28 protein-coding genes and 1 tRNA gene are annotated in these 20,230 nt (G+C 60.4%); 13 read left to right on the forward strand and 16 right to left on the reverse strand.

Annotated features, from left to right (window positions below; genetic code table 11):
• From ACV1FX_RS07145 to ACV1FX_RS07160, 4 genes are all read right to left on the reverse strand, one after another.
• A partial coding sequence (locus tag ACV1FX_RS07145) for a hypothetical protein (protein WP_473116844.1) occupies positions 1-181 on the reverse strand: 181 nt, incomplete at its 3' end.
• 31 nt (positions 182-212) lie between these two features.
• A complete protein-coding gene (locus tag ACV1FX_RS07150; protein ID WP_473116845.1) occupies positions 213-1,040 on the reverse strand; it encodes a hypothetical protein in 828 nt (275 codons plus the stop codon).
• Positions 1,037-1,408: a hypothetical protein gene (locus tag ACV1FX_RS07155; RefSeq protein ID WP_473116846.1), complete on the reverse strand. Its 372-nt coding sequence runs from the start codon at positions 1,406-1,408 to the stop codon at positions 1,037-1,039. The genes ACV1FX_RS07150 and ACV1FX_RS07155 overlap by 4 nt, the downstream gene beginning before the upstream one ends.
• 2 nt (positions 1,409-1,410) lie before the next feature.
• Complete coding sequence (locus ACV1FX_RS07160) at positions 1,411-1,608, reverse strand: helix-turn-helix domain-containing protein (RefSeq protein ID WP_473116847.1); 198 nt, start codon at positions 1,606-1,608, stop codon at positions 1,411-1,413.
• Between the two features lie 253 nt (positions 1,609-1,861).
• On the opposite strand from ACV1FX_RS07160, the gene ACV1FX_RS07165 reads away from it, so the two are divergent.
• The 3 genes from ACV1FX_RS07165 to ACV1FX_RS07175 all read left to right on the forward strand — a co-directional run bounded on the left by ACV1FX_RS07165 (position 1,862) and on the right by ACV1FX_RS07175 (position 3,413).
• On the forward strand, positions 1,862-2,065 hold the full coding sequence (locus ACV1FX_RS07165; protein ID WP_473116848.1) for a hypothetical protein: 204 nt from the start codon (positions 1,862-1,864) through the stop codon (positions 2,063-2,065).
• Complete coding sequence (locus tag ACV1FX_RS07170; RefSeq protein WP_473116849.1) at positions 2,062-3,255, forward strand: tyrosine-type recombinase/integrase; 1,194 nt, start codon at positions 2,062-2,064, stop codon at positions 3,253-3,255. The genes ACV1FX_RS07165 and ACV1FX_RS07170 overlap by 4 nt, the downstream gene beginning before the upstream one ends.
• A gap of 68 nt (positions 3,256-3,323) precedes the next feature.
• Positions 3,324-3,413 (forward strand) — tRNA-Ser (locus ACV1FX_RS07175).
• Positions 3,414-3,538: 125 nt separating this feature from the next.
• On the opposite strand, the gene ACV1FX_RS07180 is transcribed toward ACV1FX_RS07175, so the two are convergent.
• A complete protein-coding gene (locus ACV1FX_RS07180; RefSeq protein ID WP_473116850.1) occupies positions 3,539-4,402 on the reverse strand; it encodes an FkbM family methyltransferase in 864 nt (287 codons plus the stop codon).
• A 336-nt stretch (positions 4,403-4,738) separates the two neighbouring features.
• Here ACV1FX_RS07180 and ACV1FX_RS07185 point away from each other — a divergent pair, with 336 nt between their 5' ends.
• The 3 genes from ACV1FX_RS07185 to ACV1FX_RS07195 are packed head-to-tail and all read left to right on the forward strand — an operon-like array spanning position 4,739 to position 6,614.
• A complete protein-coding gene (locus ACV1FX_RS07185; RefSeq protein WP_473117211.1) occupies positions 4,739-5,053 on the forward strand; it encodes a toxin-activating lysine-acyltransferase in 315 nt (104 codons plus the stop codon).
• Positions 5,054-5,106: 53 nt separating this feature from the next.
• On the forward strand, positions 5,107-5,820 hold the full coding sequence (locus ACV1FX_RS07190; RefSeq protein WP_473116851.1) for a hypothetical protein: 714 nt from the start codon (positions 5,107-5,109) through the stop codon (positions 5,818-5,820).
• Between the two features lie 11 nt (positions 5,821-5,831).
• Complete coding sequence (locus ACV1FX_RS07195) at positions 5,832-6,614, forward strand: Tle-like phospholipase domain-containing protein (RefSeq protein WP_473116852.1); 783 nt, start codon at positions 5,832-5,834, stop codon at positions 6,612-6,614.
• 173 nt (positions 6,615-6,787) lie between these two features.
• Here the strand turns inward: ACV1FX_RS07195 and ACV1FX_RS07200 are convergent, their stop codons facing one another.
• On the reverse strand, positions 6,788-7,309 hold the full coding sequence (locus ACV1FX_RS07200; protein ID WP_473116853.1) for a hypothetical protein: 522 nt from the start codon (positions 7,307-7,309) through the stop codon (positions 6,788-6,790).
• A 311-nt stretch (positions 7,310-7,620) separates the two neighbouring features.
• Between ACV1FX_RS07200 and ACV1FX_RS07205 the strand changes: the two genes are divergently transcribed.
• Positions 7,621-7,806 (forward strand): hypothetical protein, encoded by a 186-nt coding sequence (locus ACV1FX_RS07205; protein ID WP_473116854.1) that lies wholly within the window; start codon positions 7,621-7,623, stop codon positions 7,804-7,806.
• 77 nt (positions 7,807-7,883) lie between these two features.
• On the opposite strand, the gene ACV1FX_RS07210 is transcribed toward ACV1FX_RS07205, so the two are convergent.
• The 3 genes from ACV1FX_RS07210 to ACV1FX_RS07220 form a co-directional block, all read right to left on the reverse strand.
• A complete protein-coding gene (locus ACV1FX_RS07210) occupies positions 7,884-8,426 on the reverse strand; it encodes a hypothetical protein (RefSeq protein ID WP_473116855.1) in 543 nt (180 codons plus the stop codon).
• Positions 8,427-8,581: 155 nt separating this feature from the next.
• Positions 8,582-9,319, reverse strand: coding sequence for a lytic transglycosylase domain-containing protein (locus ACV1FX_RS07215; RefSeq protein ID WP_473116856.1), 738 nt, complete (start codon positions 9,317-9,319; stop codon positions 8,582-8,584).
• Positions 9,320-9,342: 23 nt separating this feature from the next.
• Positions 9,343-9,702, reverse strand: coding sequence for a hypothetical protein (locus tag ACV1FX_RS07220; RefSeq protein ID WP_473116857.1), 360 nt, complete (start codon positions 9,700-9,702; stop codon positions 9,343-9,345).
• Between the two features lie 469 nt (positions 9,703-10,171).
• Between ACV1FX_RS07220 and ACV1FX_RS07225 the strand changes: the two genes are divergently transcribed.
• Both ACV1FX_RS07225 and ACV1FX_RS07230 read left to right on the forward strand, forming a co-directional pair.
• Entirely contained in the window at positions 10,172-10,405 is a 234-nt protein-coding gene (locus ACV1FX_RS07225) for a hypothetical protein (RefSeq protein ID WP_473116858.1), read from the forward strand.
• Positions 10,406-10,734: 329 nt separating this feature from the next.
• Positions 10,735-11,226 (forward strand): hypothetical protein, encoded by a 492-nt coding sequence (locus ACV1FX_RS07230; protein WP_473116859.1) that lies wholly within the window; start codon positions 10,735-10,737, stop codon positions 11,224-11,226.
• Positions 11,227-12,713: 1,487 nt separating this feature from the next.
• Here the strand turns inward: ACV1FX_RS07230 and ACV1FX_RS07235 are convergent.
• Both ACV1FX_RS07235 and ACV1FX_RS07240 read right to left on the reverse strand, forming a co-directional pair.
• Positions 12,714-13,220, reverse strand: coding sequence for a hypothetical protein (locus ACV1FX_RS07235; RefSeq protein ID WP_473116860.1), 507 nt, complete (start codon positions 13,218-13,220; stop codon positions 12,714-12,716).
• Between the two features lie 804 nt (positions 13,221-14,024).
• Positions 14,025-14,192: a hypothetical protein gene (locus ACV1FX_RS07240; protein WP_473116861.1), complete on the reverse strand. Its 168-nt coding sequence runs from the start codon at positions 14,190-14,192 to the stop codon at positions 14,025-14,027.
• A gap of 210 nt (positions 14,193-14,402) precedes the next feature.
• Here ACV1FX_RS07240 and ACV1FX_RS07245 point away from each other — a divergent pair, with 210 nt between their 5' ends.
• Positions 14,403-14,756 (forward strand): hypothetical protein, encoded by a 354-nt coding sequence (locus ACV1FX_RS07245; RefSeq protein WP_473116862.1) that lies wholly within the window; start codon positions 14,403-14,405, stop codon positions 14,754-14,756.
• 165 nt (positions 14,757-14,921) lie between these two features.
• Here ACV1FX_RS07245 and ACV1FX_RS07250 read toward each other — a convergent pair whose 3' ends face one another.
• Positions 14,922-15,200: a DUF3551 domain-containing protein gene (locus ACV1FX_RS07250; RefSeq protein ID WP_473116863.1), complete on the reverse strand. Its 279-nt coding sequence runs from the start codon at positions 15,198-15,200 to the stop codon at positions 14,922-14,924.
• Between the two features lie 287 nt (positions 15,201-15,487).
• Positions 15,488-15,727 carry a hypothetical protein gene (locus tag ACV1FX_RS07255; RefSeq protein ID WP_473116864.1) on the reverse strand — a complete coding sequence of 80 codons (240 nt, stop codon included), beginning with the start codon at positions 15,725-15,727 and terminating at the stop codon, positions 15,488-15,490.
• Positions 15,728-15,961: 234 nt separating this feature from the next.
• Between ACV1FX_RS07255 and ACV1FX_RS07260 the strand changes: the two genes are divergently transcribed.
• Complete coding sequence (locus ACV1FX_RS07260) at positions 15,962-16,279, forward strand: DUF1476 domain-containing protein (RefSeq protein WP_473116865.1); 318 nt, start codon at positions 15,962-15,964, stop codon at positions 16,277-16,279.
• Here the strand turns inward: ACV1FX_RS07260 and ACV1FX_RS07265 are convergent.
• Positions 16,276-16,860 carry a TIGR00645 family protein gene (locus ACV1FX_RS07265; protein WP_473116866.1) on the reverse strand — a complete coding sequence of 195 codons (585 nt, stop codon included), beginning with the start codon at positions 16,858-16,860 and terminating at the stop codon, positions 16,276-16,278. The two genes, ACV1FX_RS07260 and ACV1FX_RS07265, sit on opposite strands and share 4 nt — an antisense overlap.
• Before the next feature lie 197 nt (positions 16,861-17,057).
• Between ACV1FX_RS07265 and ACV1FX_RS07270 the strand changes: the two genes are divergently transcribed.
• Positions 17,058-17,279, forward strand: a complete 222-nt coding sequence (locus ACV1FX_RS07270) for a hypothetical protein (protein WP_473117212.1) — start codon at positions 17,058-17,060, stop codon at positions 17,277-17,279.
• Between the two features lie 27 nt (positions 17,280-17,306).
• On the opposite strand, the gene ACV1FX_RS07275 is transcribed toward ACV1FX_RS07270, so the two are convergent.
• Positions 17,307-17,438, reverse strand: a complete 132-nt coding sequence (locus ACV1FX_RS07275; protein WP_473116867.1) for a hypothetical protein — start codon at positions 17,436-17,438, stop codon at positions 17,307-17,309.
• Between the two features lie 834 nt (positions 17,439-18,272).
• Between ACV1FX_RS07275 and ACV1FX_RS07280 the strand changes: the two genes are divergently transcribed.
• The gene (locus tag ACV1FX_RS07280) at positions 18,273-19,172 is read left to right on the forward strand and encodes a septal ring lytic transglycosylase RlpA family protein (protein WP_473116868.1); all 900 of its coding nucleotides are present in this window, start codon (positions 18,273-18,275) and stop codon (positions 19,170-19,172) included.
• Here the strand turns inward: ACV1FX_RS07280 and ACV1FX_RS07285 are convergent.
• Positions 19,166-20,122, reverse strand: coding sequence for an alpha/beta fold hydrolase (locus ACV1FX_RS07285; RefSeq protein WP_473116869.1), 957 nt, complete (start codon positions 20,120-20,122; stop codon positions 19,166-19,168). The two genes, ACV1FX_RS07280 and ACV1FX_RS07285, sit on opposite strands and share 7 nt — an antisense overlap.
• Positions 20,123-20,230: the final 108 nt, after the last annotated feature.

Below are 20,230 nucleotides of genomic sequence, written 5' to 3' on the forward strand. Positions count from 1 at the left end.
CCATGTCTGACAACATCGTGGTCACGGCGCGCGCAGCTGCCTCTCGCTCGGCCATCGCGCGATCGAAGGGCAGCAACGCTCGGCGGATCTCTTCCAAGCGATGCGCGATTTCCCGGCGCAGCTCGGGTGACGGCAGCGATTCGGCGACGGGATGACCATCGAGGTACTCGACGGAGTTCATGATCACAGAGATCGCATCATTAAACCGGCGGTCAGCCGGCCGGATTGGCGGTGAGTTCAAGGTCGAAGTCGGAACGGCTGGCGTTGTCATCGTGAAATTCCTGGGTGTTCGCGAATAGATTTTCAAATCCGACGGTACGTGACGGGTTTACCGACTGAACAGGCGCGGGCTGATCGGCCCATCGCTCTTGGTTCAGGAAGGTCTCGGGATTGAGCCAAGCGCGATCGGGGGGCTTGTTGCGGATGTACCGCTCAAGGCCGCCCAGCAGCTCTAACCAGGCAACGCCGCGCTTTCTGGCACCCTCCAGCTTTGCAAGGGCCTTCGGCTTGCCAACCTTGTTCGGGTACAGCTTCCAAAACCGATCGCGAAAATCAGACGGCCAGCCATCGTCGAGCGCGACAGCGCGTGTTTTTTTCTGATCTGTCTCTGCTTCTGTATCTGTCTCTGTCTCTGGTCGTTTGTCGCAAACGGTGACGTCACGTCGCTCGTCACGAGCGTCACACCGTGACGCGTCACGGCCGTCACGCTTGCGGTCCCTGTAATCCTTGGCTCTTTTCGCCGCGGTTGGGTCTTTTGCATCAGTCCTAAATTGCCTGCCGTCCCAATTGTGGGGAGCAAACGATCCATCGTCGCGCTTGTCGAGGAGACGCGCGCCGTGCAGTTCGGCGAGCGTAGCGGCGAGCTGCTGCGGTTTTAAACGCAGCATCAATGCCAAGTCGGCGATCGGCGGAAGCTTGCCGTCGTCATTCATTGACGTGGCGCAAAGGATCGCCACCCAACGCCATCTCATCGATTCCGAGAGGCGAAGCACCTTCGGATCATTGATGACGTTCCCATACATGCGAAACCACAGGCTCACTCTGCGCTAGCATCCTTCGGTGCGAGTGAGGACACGGCGCCGAGAAGGCCGGCGCCAGGCGTGGGCTTCCAGTCTGAGGACGCCGATTGAGGCTCTGCGGTGATGGGCGCCGGGTCATCGATCGAGATGCCTTGCTCGGCGCCGATGGCCTCGAGCTCGACCCCGAGCGTCTCTGCATAGCTCAACGCCGCGGCCAACTGAGCGCGCAATTCGGCGACGGGCAGACGATATTCCAGCACGCGCTTTTCCATCGCCGCGAGCTGGCCAAGCTGCGCTTCGGTGGTCCGCAGCGCTTGTTTCCGAAAGGGGACTACTTTCGGAGCCCCGTTGCCCTGGCAGGCAGCGGGGTTTTCCATATCTGAGGACATGGTTACGCCACCTCCAAGCCGAGCCGGCGGCGAAGAGGCGCAGTCGGCACCTTGAGCAATCGCCCCATCTTGATCGTGGGGAAGTCGCCGCGCTTCGCGGCCTCATAGCTAGCCGGCCGGCTTAGACCAAAGCATACGCGCCCGACGTCGGGCACTGATGCCGTAGGCTTCGAGAGAAGGCTTTGCAGTTCTTCGTTCATTTTGCAGCTCCGCTGAGACGAGTTGATCGGTGTGGTACAGTTTTGTACCGACCTCATCTCTAGCGGTGTCGCCCTAATTAAACGAGGTGGCCGAAGTGAATTCTGTGGACGAACGAGGTAATTTTTTGTACCTCAGCGTTCCGGGGGGCTCCATTTAGTGCTCTCTTGTACCGGTAAGGTCAGTCGTGGAATGGTCAAACTGCCTGAGATCTCGACGCCGCACCTTCGGGTGCGGATTGAACCGAAACTATTGTTGAAGCTGGAGAAGTCGCGCCAAAAGAATGGGCGCACTCTCACGGGCGAGATCGTTGCCAGGCTCGAGCAGTCGTTCAAACGCGACGACACGGAGGAGCTTGTCACCGAGGTCGGTAAAGAGGTCGCGGAACGAGTGCTGGACGTTTTGAGGAAAGCGACGGACCGCCTCAAGCTGCCGGACGAAAAGGACGGTTCGGAATGAAACGCTCGAATCGCAGACGGTCACCGGGGGAGGGGTCGATTCGGGAGCGATCGCCCGGCCATTGGGCTATCATCCTGGAGCAGCGCGACCCCGCCACCGGCAAGCGCAAACGCAAATGGCATAGCTTCAAGGGGGATCGGAAGGGCGCCCAGGAGGAGTGCCGGCGCCTCCTCAGTGAGATGAACGCGGGCAGCTACGTTGAGCCGGCCAAGACCACGTTGTCGCAATTCTTCGATCGCTGGCTGAGGCATATCAAGCCGAACGTCTCGCCGCGCACCCATGAGCGTTACGAGCAGATTGCTACAAAGAACATCGAGCCGTTGCTAGGGGCGAAGATCCTCTCGAAGCTTCAGCCCATTGAGATCAGCGAGGCGTACGCCAAGGCGCTGGAGAGCGGCCGGAGAGACGGGAGGGGCGGTTTGGCGCCGCGGACAGTCCATCACATGCACCGCGTCCTATCCTCGGCTTTGGATCAGGCAGAGCGCTGGAAACTCATTGTGCGCAATCCGGCCGCCCTCCTCGAAAAGCGAGATCGGCCGAAAGTCGAGCGGAAAGCGGTCAGAACGCTGGACGCTGCCACCACCGCTCGGGTGTTTGACGCCGCCAGAGAGCGCCGGCTTTTCATTCCGCTCGTGTTAGCTGCTCTCTGTGGCCTGCGTCGCGGCGAGATAACCGCGCTCCGATGGAAGCATGTTGACCTGGACGCGGGTCAACTGGCCGTTATCGCCAGCACCGAGCAGACAGACGCCGGCTCCATCAGGGAGAAGGAAGCCAAGAACGGCAAGGGCCGCCCGGTCGCGCTCCCGTTGATGGCGGTTGAGGAACTGCGCCGCTGGCATGTGGTGCAGGCCGAAGAGCTTCTAAAGCTCGGGGTTCGGGCTGATGAAGGCTGGCACGTCGTCACCCAGGCGGACGGCTCACCGCTCCAGCCGCGGAGCCTCACACACGTCGTTTCTGCCTTCCTGAAGGAATGGGGCGTGACGCTGCACGGGCTTCGGCACAGCCACGCAAGTCACATGCTGGCGGCGAACATACACCCCAAGATCGTGCAGGAGCGGCTCGGCCACTCTTCGATCGCCATCACCATGGATATTTACTCACACATGATGCCAAATATGCAGGGCGAGGCGGCGGCGGCAGTTGACGGAGCCGTGCGGGCAGCAATAAAGAAGCCGTCAGACGCTGGGTAGCAATTAGGTAGCAGTGGTCGCGATACGTTCTCTGCGACGGGCGAAAAAGCTGAGATATATCAACGCTTGGAAGGGTGGCCGAGTGGTTTAAGGCACCGGTCTTGAAAACCGGCGTGCCCGCAAGGGTACCGTGGGTTCGAATCCCACCCCTTCCGCCAGTATCGCCCAGGATCTGGAGTGTCTGGCGGCGCATCCGACGCGTCGAAAGGCCAGCAACCGGGAGGTCCAGCTATGAACAACGTGGTGGAATTCCGGCTGCCCGATCGTCCGTCTCGGCGGCGTTCTATTCTTTAACTAGGTCAAGGGACGCCATGTAATCGTGGATCGACCGGTCAGGGATCGCCTTGCGCGCAACAAGGTGGTGAATGCAGTTGGCGGCAAGGTCGAAGGAGCGGTAGCAATGATGAGCAATCATGGCGAGATGTTTCAGTTGCTCGACCGTCATGTCGGCTGGCCGCATGAAGTTTCGCACATAGACGATGTCCGCCTCCACCAACTGGTTCATGGCCGCATGGGGATTGGACGGGTCGCTCAGGGGAGCGATCATGCGCTGGTTGATGGCCGTAAAGGCGTGGGGAACGAACCCCTGTTTGCGCAATTCGCCATCAATGTCGCCAAATGTCGGCTGCTCCTTGTAGAGGCAAAGAAACGAGACCTCCGTTTGGATGGCGACCGCCTGCTTCAGCTTTTGCCGCCCGCTTCCGAAGACGGCTAGTTCAGAGCCCTGAACGTCGATTTTCAGGAAATCCAGATCGCGGATTTCGGCGATATCGTCGAGCCGGCGAGTCTGGACCGGATGTTCACTGACCACGGTGCCCCATTCGGCGAACTTCGCAAAATGCGAGAGCACATTCTGATCCGGGAGCAGCAGGCTTGACATTCCCGGTATTCCGCAGAGACGTAGCTTTGCCTTGTGCCCGTTTCCGACGACATAGTGATAGTAGCTCTCCAGGTCGCTCTTGCGGGCATTGAGCACGGCGAGGGCTTCGTCCTGTGGTTCAAAACCAACGACGGTGCAAAGCCTTCGTTGCAGCATCGCCCTGTAGGGCGGCTCACCATCAATCGGATTGGCCCCGACATCGACCACCGAGGTCAGCCTCGCCGGCTGGATGAGATCGTTCAGAAGGTCAGGTTCGTTGTTGCTCATGTGACCGCCGAGGCCGCTACGCCCAGAAATTTCTGCGTCATCCCAGTCCCTGGCTTTATGGAGCGATGAAACAACCATGGGGAGATGGGCGTGTCTAGCGGCTGCCGGGCGAGACCGGCACCTTGATGAGAACCCACCGGCTCGTTCGTTTCCGACAGCGCTGCCCGGGCTCAGCGCACTGGACCTATCCCGTCTTGCACGCTGCGTGGGAGCTTGAAGGTATCGCGCCAAGATTGTTGTGAAATAAAATACAAGTTATATTTGCGTTTGCGGCAAAGTGACGCTAGCGTTCGCGAGCTACGATCGGCAATTGTTCTTGAGTGTTTTTGGGGTGGTATGTCTTGCGCCTTGCCTTGCAAGCTTCGCCAAGCGCCGGCTGCAATGATCTGGGCATTCGTTTCTCAAGTGGTTGACCAGCGCCTTCGCGGGACAGAAGGTCGACGTCTCAGACTTCGGCCTGACGAGTGGAAGAGCGGTGACATCGCTTGGCTTGTTGATGCTGTTGGCGAGGGGCGGGCACTGGATGCCGCGCTGGATCGCCTTCTGGCGGGGCCATTTAGAAATGTCCGGCTGAATCTATGGTCACGCGACGAAAGTGGCGCCGTCACGCTCTCGACGCTTACGCAGCTTGTAAGTGAGCGCCAGGAATAGCTCGACATGATGCTCGCGAAACCTGCCACCATCTTGGGCAGCCCGATCGCTGCATGGCCGCAGTTTCTGAGGACCTTCCGATGAAAGGGTGTCTCGTCGTTTTCGGGGGGATTGTGGGCTTGGTGGTAGTCGCGATCGTCGGCTTCCTGATCATCTATCGCCCCATCCATGTTCGCTATCGACTTACTGTAGAAGTGATGGACGGTGACGCGGTCAGGTCGGGCTCTAGTGTCATCGACGTCGCGTACCAGATGGCGCCGGATGATTTCATCAACCTTGGCGGCCCGGACACTCATCCGACACGCGTCGGATACGCACCAACGGTCGATCTCGGCGCGAAGGGTTTGCTTTTTCTTACATTTGCCGATCCGACGCGAACGCCCGAGCAACATATTCAGTACAACAAGGAAATCCGATGTCCGCTAGACGACGTGGGATGCCTCGCGTTCGCCGCCTACACTCCTGGTGCAAATATCGGCATTGCCCTTAGCAAGCAAAGGGCTGCGCTCAACGAGGTGCTTCGCCAAAAGGGGCCGCGCGACGTTCCATTTTCGGTGCTGCCGAAGCTTGTCCGATTCCTGGACATCAACGATCCGAACACAATCGTACCTGTCTCCCCTTATGATCTGGCGTCGAGCTTTGGTTCAAGAGTCCAGCTCAAGCGCGTAAGTCTCGAGTTGACCGACTCTCCAGTAACGCCGCTACCAGACGTGTGGCCTGAATGGCTCAAGGCCAAGGATCGCAGATATTACGGTACTCTCTATTAGTGGATGCAACAATGACTGACGTTACGGCTGATACGGTTTTGGATGCTGTTTTTGCCATGGACGCCTATGAGCACAACGCTGGAGATGGGTCGTGGTCGAAGGACCTGAAGGATTTCTTTCCGCAACTCACCAACGGGCAATTGGGAAACTACACGCGGTTGGATGCCAGCAGCGTCGCGGAACAGCAGGGCGACAATTTTCTAGCGCTAGCCTATAGGTCCTCGTCCTCCAGTGGACGAATCATTTCTTACCGCGGCACAACAACAAAAATCTGGAAAGATGCTCGGAACGGTTATGGCGTTGGGGCGGGTTTACCTAGTGGTCCCGATGCGCGAGACGCCATTCAGTTTTATCAACAAGTGGCGGGGCCGGACTCCGGCTGGCAGGGCAATACGAACATCCAGGTTGTTGGCCACTCCCTCGGTGGCGGTCTCGCGGGCTTCGTTGGTGCAATCTATGGTCTGAAGGGCGTCCTTTTTGACAACATGACGTTCAATACCGCCGCTCAGGCGGTCTACAGAGATACGCTCGCCTCCTACAACGTCGGCGATACGGCTGATGAAACGTACCTGCCGGCTGATTCTGCCTTGGCGGCCCAGTTCTATGGCACCCAGACGCCTTATGCCAACAATCTATCCGGTCTGAGCGCCTACGCGACAACGGGCGAATTTCTGTCCGTCTTTCTTCCATTGCGGTTTTTCCAGACGCAGCAAGTGCAATGTCTCGATTCGAATGGCGGGCGCCGTGGGCTTGTCGATCTTCACAACATGTCGTTGTTGACGCTACTGGTCTGAGGGGCCGCAAATAACAAGACGGACTGGGCGAGCGTTGGAGTTTCGTTCGTAGATCGCCTTGCACGATAATCGGCGGGGAGCGGCAGTGCTTCGCTTCAGGCGTAATCATGCCAGCACAGAGCTAGCGCCGCCAATCACGTGATCCTCCCGCGAGGCGTCCGCGTTGGCGTTCGTCAGTCGCAACGCGGCTGCAGGTTGAGCTGGCGCAGAAGGGGAGCCAAGCCGTCTGACCTGCAATTTTTCACGTCACTTTCTTGCTTGGGCTTTTCGATCGAACTTGCCTGCTGCCTCCTCGCATCAGCGGCACTGCTTCTTTTGAACTTGTATTTGGAGGCAGACGGGTCGTGCCAGTGACGAGAAATGAACTCGGGCTGCGTTCGATCCGTCTTGGGCTGGATCTTGGGCTCGATCTTGGGCTCCACTTTGGGCTCGACTTTGCGTTCGACCTTGGGCTCGACCATTGGCGCAGCAACGGCGAGTTGGGGAGGCTGCGTGGGCGGCCGATCCTCTTCGACGGTGACCTTTGGCCCTGTTGGTTCGGCATGGATCGGAAGCCGATCGCCTTTGTTGCCGCTGACCGCCGGAAAGTTCGATGCCATGCCAATTTCGACCGCGGGTGCGGGCGCGCGGCTGGGGCCAAGCGGGGAAACCGCGCCAACCACGCATATCGCGCAAGCGGCAATAATCCTGAACATGCCGGTTGTTCCCGAGCGTCGCACGACTCAAGCGTTGCGTCGGAATCAGCCCAGAATAAGACTAAAGGCTCCTCGCAATGAGGCGGGCCCGATATTGCGGACGCGTCATCGCGGTGCCGAATTTGCTGGTGCGGCTCTTCTGAAATCTATCGAGTGTTGCAGCCGCGCAATTCCCAAAATCACATTATTGCCCCAATATCGACATTGGCCGGTCAGGGTTCGACCAGCGACGACTGGCTAGGCCCGGCACACGTTTCGGCGGGGGCAGTGTGCTGGGCCGCCGATTTGGGCACATTGTGGCAGGCAATTCGATGAAATCCATCGGTCGGCTTCGTTGGGCGGTAGATAACGACCGCAAGGATCTCGCGAACTATGACGCAGGCCAACGTTCGCATCGCGAGCGCGACGCCGAACAGGAGTCATTGGCCGAGCGCGTTCTGAAAAATCTCGCGCTGATCCGAGCGCATGAGGCCAAGACAGACCACAGGACAGACTAGAAGCGGCGGCCGCCAACTTCGCTGTCGATGAACCGCCGGGTGGCTATTGTCCGTCCTGGCGTTGACGAGCTGCGGCTTCAGACCGCGCTGGGGACGTCTTGCTTTTCCTCTCCCTGCGCGACCGCAAACGCGTGACTCGGCAACGACCAGTTTCGCCGAACAGCCCCCAACGGGATTTGCGTCAAGCTCTCTGTCAGTCGCCGCCACCAGCGCGGCCCTACGGTCGCCAGGGTTCCCTCAAGACGGGCGGCTTTCTCTCGGGCGGCCGTTGTTTCACTGTTTGCTTTCAGGAGTTCCGCCAGGAGCTTGCTGGTGCGATCGCACTCTCTTTCGAAATCCGCGCGGTGACCGCCGGCGATTGCCTTCATCTCCACGAGATCCGCCTGCAAAGTCGCAATGTGCTCCTTCAAGGCGCTGAGGACCTGGTGACCGGCAGGGGACTGGGATGCGCGCGTGATGGAAGAATGACTGATCTCGCTGAGGTCGATCTGGACCAGCGTCTTGCCGTCATTCGAACGGGAGCGGGGCAATCGATGTCGCTTGACGAGCGCTCTTGCTGCTTCCGGAGAAATCTTCAGCCTTTCGCCCAGCTCGGCGTAAGTAAGCATCTCGACGGGCATGGGTGTTTGCTCCCGTTTCCTTGACGGTCGCCACCCAGACAAGCCGAAGGTATCAACGATAGGTTAAGGGCTGGTTTACCATTCATTGCCGGCCTCGACGCCGCTCAGTTGCGGTGGAGGAGCCTTCTCCGCGGTCGTGAGACCGCTTCAGGCTCTCACAAGCGTCCGGGCGAATTGCCTGCCGCCATCTTGCGGTCCGCCCACCTTTTGAGGTCGGCAACCGTCAGCGTTTTGAGGAAGGGATTGGCGTTGACGAGCTTGTCGCGAGTGGTCCGACCCGTCGCGTCAGCGGCCGCCATAAGGGAAGCAGCATCGGCACTATCCGCGGCGGATAACAGCGCTACGGCGCCCGCCGGTCCGGCGAAATGGGCGAGGTAGAGAGAACCGGGTGTGACCGGCAGACCGCGCTTGTTGAGGATCGCGGCATATTCCTCGACCAGTCGCGTGGTGATCTCTCGCGCGAGCTCGGGATCTCGTCGCAGGCCCAACACTTCCTTATCGCTGCGCGCCTGGATCAGATCGCGCCGGTGCTTTCGAACCGCTTCGAGCCACGTGTCATCGAGAAACTGGGCCGCACCGGTGGCACTCGACCGCTTGTTCGTGGCATTTGAATCGCCATTGGACTCGGCGATGATAATGCGCTCGACCAACGTCCTTGCAGCCGTCTTGTCGATTGATTTCTCGTTCAGATGCGCGTCGCGAAACAGGATGAAACTTGCGACGAAGGACAGTCCGATCGCCACACCAAGAGCGCCGGTGATGAATTCCGCAGACAGCCAGTGCCGCTTGGTGACGACGTATGCGCGCTCGTCGGGGCGAGGGGGGCGGATTTCGCGGGGGCAGCGTGTTTGCTCTAACTCATGCCCGAGGCGTGGCGCATTGCCTGCGGACACCTCATTGCAGAGCAATCGTGGGGCTAGGTCTGGCATCGCGTTGGCAGCTTCAATATTTGCAGCAGGCCATCGAAGGCACCTGACGGACAGGACTTGACCTCCGCGACCGGTTTGCGATTCAGTTTCACGCTTGCCTTGGAAATTCGCTGCTCGGGTCGAGCTCTGGGTAGCATGACCACAGGTTTTCTCCCGCGTGCGCTCCGTTGCTCGACGATCTTCGAAGGTTCTTGCGCGGCATTTGAGGTTTGATCCGGCGGAGCGAACACTTCGCTCGACGGGATCGGCTGCGGTGGCGCTTCAAGCATGTGCGGGATTTCGAGACGGTCCGCCGTCGTCAGCGTGTCTGATGAGCCAGCGGCCGCCTGAGCGGGCGGATCGTTCACAGGCTTCGTCGTGCGCGGCGGAGTCTTGAGCTCCGTTACCGCGAGTGCACTGAGGCCCAAAAGGATGAGAGTCACTCTCATCTGATTTCACGCTGTCCGAGGAGGAAGCCTCGCTCAAAGCCCGCCGGAAATGAGCTCTCGAAAATCGGAGACGATTGCAGGGTTTCAATGAGGCGGCTTGGCGGCAGAAGCGAACTCGCCGGCGCGGATACGGAATAAGATCAGAGACAGGGTTAACGGCGGTATTGAAGAAAACACGCGGGGCGTTTCGCGATCGCGATAATTGCGTTCGCGCTGGCATCAGATTGAGCGCATGGACCGGGAAAGTTAGGTCGCGTCGACTACAGGGCGATCGGCTTGCGCGCAACTTTGGTGCCGGTCACCGGATGGTCACCAGGCGGCGACCACCCGGTGAGGGCGCACATGCTCAAAATCCGCAGGCCGCATATTGCTTTCTGACGAGCCGAAAGTGGGAGCCAGCCTGGACGAAGTCCACGTCGAGACATTGATTGCCTCGTCGGAAGTCACCATCGAGACCGTCGCATCGAAGGTATTCGAGATTGATGCGCCACCGGTGCTCGCTCGGCAGGTAGGTGGCGAAGTCGTGCTGGGCCCGAGGCGACCCTTTGCAGATTTCTCCGATGTAGTGACGAACATCGGCAGGCAAGACGTCGATATGCTCGTGATTCCAGGGATGGTCTGAATTAGAGCCGCTTCCCTTGGAAAACGACGGGCACACGCTCACCGGCAGAATGCAAAGAGCTATCAACAGGGGTCTGACTGTCATCTGCCCCTCCAGCTAAAACGGTGATGTTACGGCGATCGACTGACGTGGACCTGACACGGGTTCGGGCATCGGTTACGCGCACCAGCCTACCGCCGTGATCGGCGGGCGGCGTCAGGCGGCTGTCAGCCTGCCGTGCGATCTTGCGTCTCCGTCGATTCCCCCGCGGGGTCGGCGGCTGCGAGGTCCGGTTCGGATTTGCCTCCAATGCCGGACCTCGCTTTCCCGGAACAAAGCTTGCGGCACCCGTGGCGTCGGCGCGTCCCCTGGATGGGGCCGACGTCTTCCTGAGCAACTCGCGAATCATCGATTCCACGAGGCGCGATGGCCGCGAGTTCCTGTGGATCATCATGGGCAAAGGCTCGCGGGGAACTGGCTCCGATCAGGATCGAATTCGCCCGAACCAGGTTAACGACACCCGGAGTGAGGCAGCGGTAGGTTATTCTATGCTCGGATTGGCAATTCTGTTCGTGGCAGTCGGATTGGGTTTTGCCGTGGGCTACGGCACCCGAGAGGTCGTCTCACGCAGACGACACACCGAATATTTGGCGTATGCGCCATATCTCGAGCCTTCGCGGCCTGATGTTTCCCATACCAAGGATGACGGTCGGCTGGGGCAGCAGCCAACCACGCCGATGAAAAGCATCTTCGCCATGTTGGCCGATCGCCTCGGCTTCGCACTCGCCTTGGATTTTACCTTGGCGCTGCTGCTGATCCTGTTGTTGCCAAGGCCGTTTTGACGCTGCGGACGGTCGCAACGGAAACGGTCGGCGGTATTTCTTGCGGGGAACCTGGCATTTCTCAGCCGTCTCCTACGCGCCAATCGCCCCGCAAGCGCAACCGACGAAGGCCCCGTAAGGTCTGCTACCCCAGAGGAGACAAGTAGTCCTGGTGGAGGCAGGTTGGTCTTGCGCCGCCATCAAAGAGTACGGTGATGCCGGTGGTCCGAAGACTGACTTCGACGACCGTACCGGTCTTGTTGGCTAGGTCAGGGCACTGAAGGGCACCGAGCCGGCTTATCTTGACGCGGGTGCCGACTACAAACGTCGTCTGGGCAACCATGCTATTAATCCGAATTTATAAATATTCACGGTTTGAAACGCGGCAAAAATACATCGCATCGCTGAAATTTGCAACCTGCGGTAATTTCGGACAAGAGCGCACGTGCTACGACATGCTGCTCGCAACGCCGGCCGGACTGCCGGCAGCTCCAAAGCCGAGCTGCCTGGGGTTACTTCTTCAGGAGTAACCCCACCGCGCTGTACCGCGGCTATGACCGATCGCGATGCCTGGAAACCTGCCCTCCAAGATCCGGGAATAAGATGCAATGTCGCATGTTCCAGGTCACTTGCCCCCGGAATGGAACCGGAGCAGTACCAGGACCTGCATGCGGTCAACCCGGCTGAGGCCACCCTTTGTCATCGATACAAAGAGGCCGCCTCACGGGCGGCCCAAGCTCAAAAGCGCGCTGATCTAACTCAGTATTGAAATAAGCTCGCAGCCAACCCTTACGCTGCGACCAGCCCCGGGTACATCAGTATATCGGGAATTCAAACGTCTGCCCGGCGTGAGAAGACTACCAACGTCCGCCAACGCCGCCATAACAAATGCAAATGAGATCGGGATAAATTGGCAAATTCGAAATCCGCTCCTCTGCGCAAAATTGGACATTGCAAAAGTACCGGAGCGCTCTTGGCCCGCTCGGCCTTGTCGTCAATCGGGGCCGTCGTCAGAAGGCGGAGGCAGGGATCAACTTACAATCCATAGGGCTGCGGCCCACGAGACGCGTGCGAGAAAATAGATCCAAACGCTCGTCGTCGTCAGCAGGGAGGTCAGCAGCAAGAATCCGAGCATAGGATCCTCATGCAGGCTCTCCTGGACCTCATGAACGGATGCCTGCAGCGTGTCATCGAATATTGGCAACTGCGCGCTTTCTGGCATCACTCAACACTCCAACAAGCAAGGCTGGCCAACAAGCAAGGCTGGCCCCGATTGGAAAACGAAGCGCCGCAGCCATGCCAACGGCCGGCTCATCCGAACCGTCTGCACGTTCCACAGACCAGGCTGCTGTCGCTCAGCGGGCCTTAGTTTCAAAAAAATACGAAATGAAAAATCTCAGCCCTCGGAATTGCCTGATTTTCCCTAGGGCTGGGGTTCCGGCGAGCACATATGTGAATCGAGGCTCTAATTCGTTTGTAACGGCGTCCAATTTCCTGGAGCGGGCGAGTCAAAACACCCGGCCTTTCGGCTGTGCTGTCGCCACGTATTCGGCGCGCGGCTTGATCGGCATCAGTTCTCCGGATGCGGCGATGACGGCGGCTTCCTGACGGCGGCACCTCGGACAGACGAACGTCACCTCATGCGGTCGGCTCGACCACGTTGCGTGTTTGAGCTTGGCCGACATCGGCCAGGCGGCGCATTGTGGACAGGAGATCAGAAAGCGACCAGGGTCGAGCATTCCCATTCCAAAGCTCCAGGAGCCTGCCCGTAAGCTGAAATGCCAACATATGTAAAATAGTTCCGGGGCGGGCAGGGCGCCGATGCGCCGCCCGCCACGATCTTGATGCGCGTCGCAACGCGAGCACGGCGAACCGAGAACAATGGGTTTGGCCGAAGCGTCGATGCTCAGCTTCGCCTTTCTTTCGACCTCGATCTTATCGCCAGTTGCTGGCGAATGGTCTTTGCAAGAGGCCGCAACGCCGCGACGGCGAAGCTGCAAAAAAGCATGAGCCATGTCGCCAGGGCCGCGCACCACAAAAGGTCTTCCAGAATTTTGGGCATGACTTGCCCCCAAATGACTACCTGAAATGACGACAGTGTCCCTCAACCTCGGAGCGGCGACAAGGCGTCCTAAAAGTAGCAACGGAGCCACTGACATTCTGGACGCCGAGTGGGAATGCCGAACGGGAATAGAGGAATCACGATCGTCGTCGCGGAGCCGGACAAGCCCCTGAGCGCTGCGTTGCCGAGGGAGCGAGCAGTTGCCCAGATTTCCCAATCCGCGATTGCGAAATCGAGGATCGATTCTCGGGGCAGTCGGTTGGATGCGCATGTGCATCCGGGCGATGACACGGGCAGGTTTGCTGACACTTATCGGTGTGCTGGTCTCTGCCTGCGTGAATTCGGGGCCGACGGTTCGATCGGGCGCGTCATGGGCCCGCGACCTCAACGAGCCGCCCCCAAATCGAGAGCCCGTCAACGGAGCAGCGGTTCCAGGAATAAAGGCGGACCTGAATGCTGCGCGAGAGAAAGCGTCGCATTAGCGTGGAGACGTTAGTCGATGCCGCCTGACCACGGGTTGTTTCAATGCCGCAGAGGCACTAGCCGATTATCCTTTCAAGGGCGACGAGAGCCGTAAAGACAACCACGACGACTCCGACGAAGGTGATGCCAAGGAAGACGTTGTGCATGGGTGCCGCCTTTCCTTATTTGCCGCCGGCGCCCACATGCCGCCTGAGCTTCACTGGTCGTTCGCTTTCCAAGCGCGCATCTGTTGTCAACGCGGGCACGAGGTGATCTGCGCGCACAGCCTTCGTGGTCAATGGATTTTGATTTCCTTCAGGGGGAGCCGTAGCTCGGCGGCGCGTTCTTCGCGATCCTTCTTGCGAAATTCGATCTCTCGCCGCTCGAATTCAGTGAGTTCCTTTCGAGCCGCTTCCAAGATGCGATCACGCGGCGTCGTTCCTGGCTGCGTCCGTTCGGTCATCATTTACCCCAGTGTTTTGGAAGTGGCAGAGCGCCGTAAAATTGCGGATTTATGACGGCGGCGTGCCCAGCATTCTCGCGGTCGTGCCATGACAAGCCGCTTGGGCTGCAGGCCGGGAAACTCCCGCGCCGCCTACAGGGGTTCACCTCAATTCGGATTGCGGAACCTTAGGTTAGGATCGGCTTTCATCTGTCGCGGCTGGAGCAAAAGATGGAGGTGCTCATGTTCAAGAAGATGGCGATTGCGCTCGTGATCGTATCCCTCGGGGTCGCCCTGTCGTCCGGCACGGCCGCTGCGCGTGGTGGATTTGCTGTCGGTGGCTTCCATGGCGGCGGCTGGCGCGGTGGTGGTTTCGCCGGTCCCGGTTGGCGCGGTGGCGGCTGGCGTGGCGGTGGCTGGGGTTGGGGACCTGCTGTCGGTGTGGGTGTAGGTCTGGGTCTTGCCAGTGCAGCAGCCTGGGGCCCGGGATGGGGGCCCGGATGGGGCTGGGACAGTTGTACGCGGTGGCGCCGGGTCTGGACCGGCTGGGGTTGGCGCGTCGTCCCGGTCAACGTCTGCTGGTGATTTGCCCGACGTGTCGATTGCGGGCGTCGCCGAAGGAGGCCGTGTCGGCGATGCCCGTGCTACTTTGCAGGGGGTTGTTTTCGCGATTTTGGTCTGGCCGCGGCCAGTGCGGGCCACCCGGCTGTTTCAGGCGCCGATTTGATCCCCGTGCTTCGGGCGGAAGCGTCACTGCCTGCGGTACGTCCGGGGCAGCGGCCCGCCCGGCTGCTGCCCGGTCTGCTGTTGCCTGAACAGGACGCGCGGGTTCAGATCGCAATAGGTGTTCCAGCGCCCCGAAGCAGACGCCAGGCATTGCGCCCTGGTTTCATACGAGCAGTCGCCGGACCAGCCGAGCTGGCCGCCAAAGACGCACCAGGGGTACTCGTAGGAGACGGGAACGGCGGAGCCTGCGCGGGCGGCGGTCGCCGCGGCCAGCAGGACAAAGATGGCTAGCATTGTGCGCATGATCATATCTCCTGTCGTAAGGTCTTTGGCGGTGAAGGCCCCGAACCATCGCACACACCACCTCAACGCGTCAGGCGCATCGAGGGATTAGTACAATAGGCCATCGCTCCGCTCAGGCGCACTTTTTTCCGCCATATGTGAACTGCTTCACATCCGAAATTCCGATGGCCTGCTACACATGACGCATTGCTTTACTTATCCATTATTTAGAAACACACCCCCGGCAGTGACATGCCGGGGGTGTTTTTGCGTGGGTAACTTTCAGGCGAGCGTACGGGCGCTTTTATTCAGTGCCGGCCGGATAAGCGCGCGGGACTGAAGGATTGCTTCAGCGCAGCGATGAAGCCGGCGGTCGGGCGTGCGGGCGACTTGCTTCCCATCGATTTGGCTTCAATGGCTTCCGCCGCGACGCGACAATCAGCGGCAACCTTCAACAGGCCGATTCGTGCGAGGTCGAGGGTGGAGAGCTCCGCCTGCTCCAGACACACACGCTCCAAACGGCGGAATTCCCGCAGCTCTCTGTTCATGCGCCGTCTCCCGGTGGCTGGAGACAAGCCAACCGCGATTCTCCTTAATGAGTAGTAAATCAGGCGTGGCTGGTCTCAGGCTTGCCGCCGTGCCTGTGCTATAGTCCAAGGCGTGACCTGATCCCCAATCGCCCGCACCGGCTGTTCCACCGCTCGGCCGGCGACTCCACCAGGCAATTTGAGGCCGAAGGCAAAGCGACCACGGAGACGATCGTAACGGGAGGGAGCCTGACCATGACCACGTTCGACAAGCGCGAGCAGGGCTTTGAGGCCAAATTCGTTCACGACGAGGAGCTCATGTTCAGAGCCACGGCCCGATCCAACAAGCTGCTCGGCATGTGGGCTGCGGAACAGCTCGGGCTGAGCGGCGATGCCGCAACCGGCTACTCGACGGAGCTTGTGACCGCCAATCTGGACAATAAGACGGTTGATGATGTCCTGGCAAAAGTCTCCGGCGACCTCGCCAGCAAGGGGATCACGCCCGAGCAGGTTGCACAGAAGCTCCAGGAATTCCTGCACCAGGCCGTGCAGCAGCTCAAGGGCCCCGACTAAGATTGCTCCTGATTGCGCGTGGCGGTGTCGCTCAGGCGATCGACAAAGGCAATCCCGATCGCCGACGCCACGAAGGTGATGTGGATCAGGACCTGCCACATCACGCCCTGCTCGGTAAAGCTGGCGCGCCCCGAGCCGAGATTGCCGGCCTCGATGAAGGTACGCAGCAGCGCGATCGAGGAGATGCCGATGATGGCCATCGCAAGCTTGATCTTCAGCACGCTTGCATTGACGTGGCCCAGCCATTCCGGCTCGTCCGGATGTCCCTGGAGATCGAGCCGCGAGACGAAGGTCTCGTAGCCGCCGACAATCACCATCACTAGCAGGTTGGAGATCATCACGACGTCGATCAGCGCCAGCACGCTCATCATGATCTGCTGCTCGCTCAGATCGAGCGCGTGCCAGGACAGATGCCAGAGCTCCTTGACGAACAGCGCGATGTAGACGCATTGCGCGACGATCAGCCCGAGATAGAGCGGCAGTTGCAGCCAGCGCGAGCCGAAGATGACCATCGGCAGCGCGCGCAGGCGCGGCGAGGCCGGAAGGCGGGGCTGGCTCGTCGTCTCAGGCTCGCTCGACATTTTCAGGCAATTCCTAGCTTCCGTTGCACAGTAACCAGATGTAGCCCGACATGATGGCCTGCGGAAGACGCGACGTCATGCACTGCCTTCGGCATGATGCTATCCTGACCTCCAGGCAGCGCTGATTTTCAGCTGAGATCATTGGAGACATCGTGCGGGCGATTGCGGCTGTTGCAACCATCTTGCTCTGCGGGGCTATGATCACCGAGGCGGCAGCGCTGCCGCTGACGCCATTTCGCTACGCGGACCAGGCACAGCGTTATTGTCCGACGGATAAGGTGGTGTGGCTGGATTTCAGGAAGGGCCGCTACTACGCCAAGGGGCAGAAGCTCTACGGGCAGGGGGTTGATGGCAGCTTCGTCTGCCTGAACGAAGCCAGGAGCAGCGGCTACCGCCGCTCAGTGCTGGGCGTGCGCTGAGCTGCCCCAGGCCGCCTGCGTCGCCGGCTATTTGCTCTCGCTCGGCAGCTTGACCGGGACGTGCGGAGAGCTGCTGACGACGCGGGGGCTTCCGTCAGGATAGGTGCGGCTCGACCGGATCAGTGTTTCCAGAACCAGGAAGAATTTCTCGGCAAGCATGTCTTCACCCTCGTTGGTGATGGCCTCTTCAAATTTGAGTCGAGGCGCGAGGGACGGAAATTCAATCAACTAAAAGGGAGGCGGTGGCCCGAAAAACAACTGGATACGCCGACCGGCAGGCTAGTGCGCCGCAACATCGCGGCAGATGGATCAGGGAAAGCTTGGCGTACCTCAGGCGAATGCCAAGGCCATCAGACTCGAGCAGAGCAGAACCAAGCCGCCTGCGGTCAACGCCAGAAAGCCGTCGGACACCAGATCATGGTTGCGCATATGACACCTGCCGCTCTCGTACTCGATGCTCGACCGGATTGATTAAAAGTTTCCGAACGCGCTGAACTGAAAGAGGTGATGCTTCCGCGCGAGGCATTATGCCCTCGTGCGGTATCCTTCGAACGCATGGGCCAGGAAAATTCCCGCGCTTACCAGACCCATCAGTGCTGAAACCGTCTCAATCATCGCAAACTTCCGTTGCGCCCCTCGCACACGCGACAAAACGCGTACCGCCTTGCACAGTCAAAAGGATTCCAATGTGCGCAATTGCAATCGAATAGCAGTGAGGATTCGGCGCAACAGTTTGTCCAGGACTGGGACGGGAAGAGGGGGCCTTGCGCGCCGTTGCTCCGTAGATCAACGGAGAGAATGCCAATCTCTCGTTTACCATCTCGGCGCGAGAGCCGCGCGCTCCCCATTTCCGCCGTGATCGCATTGCGATATTGTCACCACTTCCGAACCGGTGGTGGGCCGTTTCGGGCAAAGTCCGGCAGAAGGCCTCGTTGTGGGCACGCGTCCGGCGAGATGGTATTGGGGCGAATGGGGATCCGACGGTCAGATTCGATGGTGCGGGCCGCGCGTGGTGTCGCGGCGGCCGCGACCTGCCTCGTGCTCGCCAACTGTGCCTCCTCAGGCAAATTCGCCAGCCGCGTCGATCCGAAATACGGCGTGTCCTCCAGCCCACGTGTGGTGGCCTGGGGCGATCCCGTGCCCAAGGGCGGCGGCACCTACCGCGTCGGCAAGCCCTATGTGGTCGCCGGCAAGACGTATGTGCCGGAGGAGGACGCCAACTACCGCGCCGAGGGCCTGGCGTCCTGGTACGGCGACGACTTCCACGGCCGCCTGACGGCCAACGGCGAAATCTTCGACATGGGCTCGCTCACCGCGGCGCACCCGACCTTGCCGATGCCGTGCTACGCACGGGTAACCAACCTTTCCAACGGCAAGTCGCTGATCGTCCGGGTGAATGACCGTGGCCCGTATCACGGCAACCGCCTCATCGACGTCTCGAACAAGGCCGCTGAGCTGCTTGAATTCAAGGGCAACGGTGTCGCCAAGGTCCGCGTCGAATATGTCGGCCGGGCGCCCCTTGAGGGCTCCGACGACCGGCAGCTGATGGCCACCTTGCGCACTGGCGTTCCGGCACCGACTCCCTCGATGGTTCGCGTCGCCTCGGCCAGGCCGTTCGTTCCGGAGCTGTCGGCCTCCAGCCATGGCACGATCCGCGGTGAGGTCCCGTTGCCGGAAGGACGGCCCTACAGCCTCGGCAATACGTCGGCCGACGTTGCCTCGATCAACGCGACCTCGGAGATGTCGGCTTCGAGCCGCAGCCGCGGCCGGGCGCTCCAGAACGCGCGCGCTGTGTCCTATGACCAGAACGGCAGGGATACGTCGGACGCCTATGTCACCGACGACGGCGCGGCAGAGGCGCGCAACATCCTGAGCGGCCGCGGGCTCTACTGAGCCGCGCTTTCCTTCAGGAAATTCACCAGGGCCGCGTTGACCTCGTCGGGCCGCTCCTGCTGCACCCAGTGGCCGGCGCCGTCGACGATCAGCTTGCGCTTCAGGTTGGGCAGCACGCGCTCCAGCTCGCTGACACGCTTGGAGCCGATCAGACCGGTGATCACGGCATCCTTGGAGCCCGCGATGAACAGTGAGGGCTGATGGATCTGCGCATCCTGCCAGGGCGCCGTCAGCTCCCAGTTGCGGTCGATGTTGCGGTACCAATTGAGACCGCCGCGGAAGCCGGACTTGCGATAGGTTTCGGTGAAATAGGCGAGGTCCGTCTCCGTCAGCCAGCTCGGCAGCGGTTCCGAGCCGCTGGCGTGGCCGAGGAAGCCCTTATCGTCCTGAACGAACATCGCCGCCGTCGGATCGGACAGCCCGCGCCCGCCCAGCACGATGCGCATGGTGTGGGCGACGTCGCGCTCGAGCTCCGCCTCGGCGACGCCGGGCGTCTGAAAGTACTGCCAGTAGAAATTGGTGATGCCGTTCTCACGCAACAGGTCGAGCGGCTTGCCGCGACCACGGAAAGGCGGCGGAACGCTCAAGCCTGCCACCGCCGTGAACATGTCCGGGCGGAACAGCGCCGCATGCCAGGCCACCGGCGCGCCCCAGTCGTGACCGATGACCATGGCCTTGGTCTCGCCAAGCGCCTGCACCAGGCCGACGACATCACCGACGGTGTCGAAGATGGAGTAGGCGGCGACATCCGATGGTGCCGTGGTTCGGCCGTAGCCCCGCATATCCGGGGCCACGACACGAAAGCCGGCCGCCGCGAGTGCCGGAATCTGATGACGCCAGGAGTAGGACAGTTCCGGCCAACCATGGCAGAGGACGACGAGTGGCCCCTGGCCCTGTTCTCGGACGAAAAGATCGATCCCATTGGCTAAGATCACGCGGGAGGAGGACATCGCTTTTCCGCCTTCTTTCAGAGCTTTGGTCGGAAATCGTGAAGCGCCACGATAGGGACGTCGGCCCACCTGTGCAATCTTCGGGTGATGAACCGGTTCCGTGTGTTG

The organism is Bradyrhizobium ingae (genome assembly GCF_055791185.1).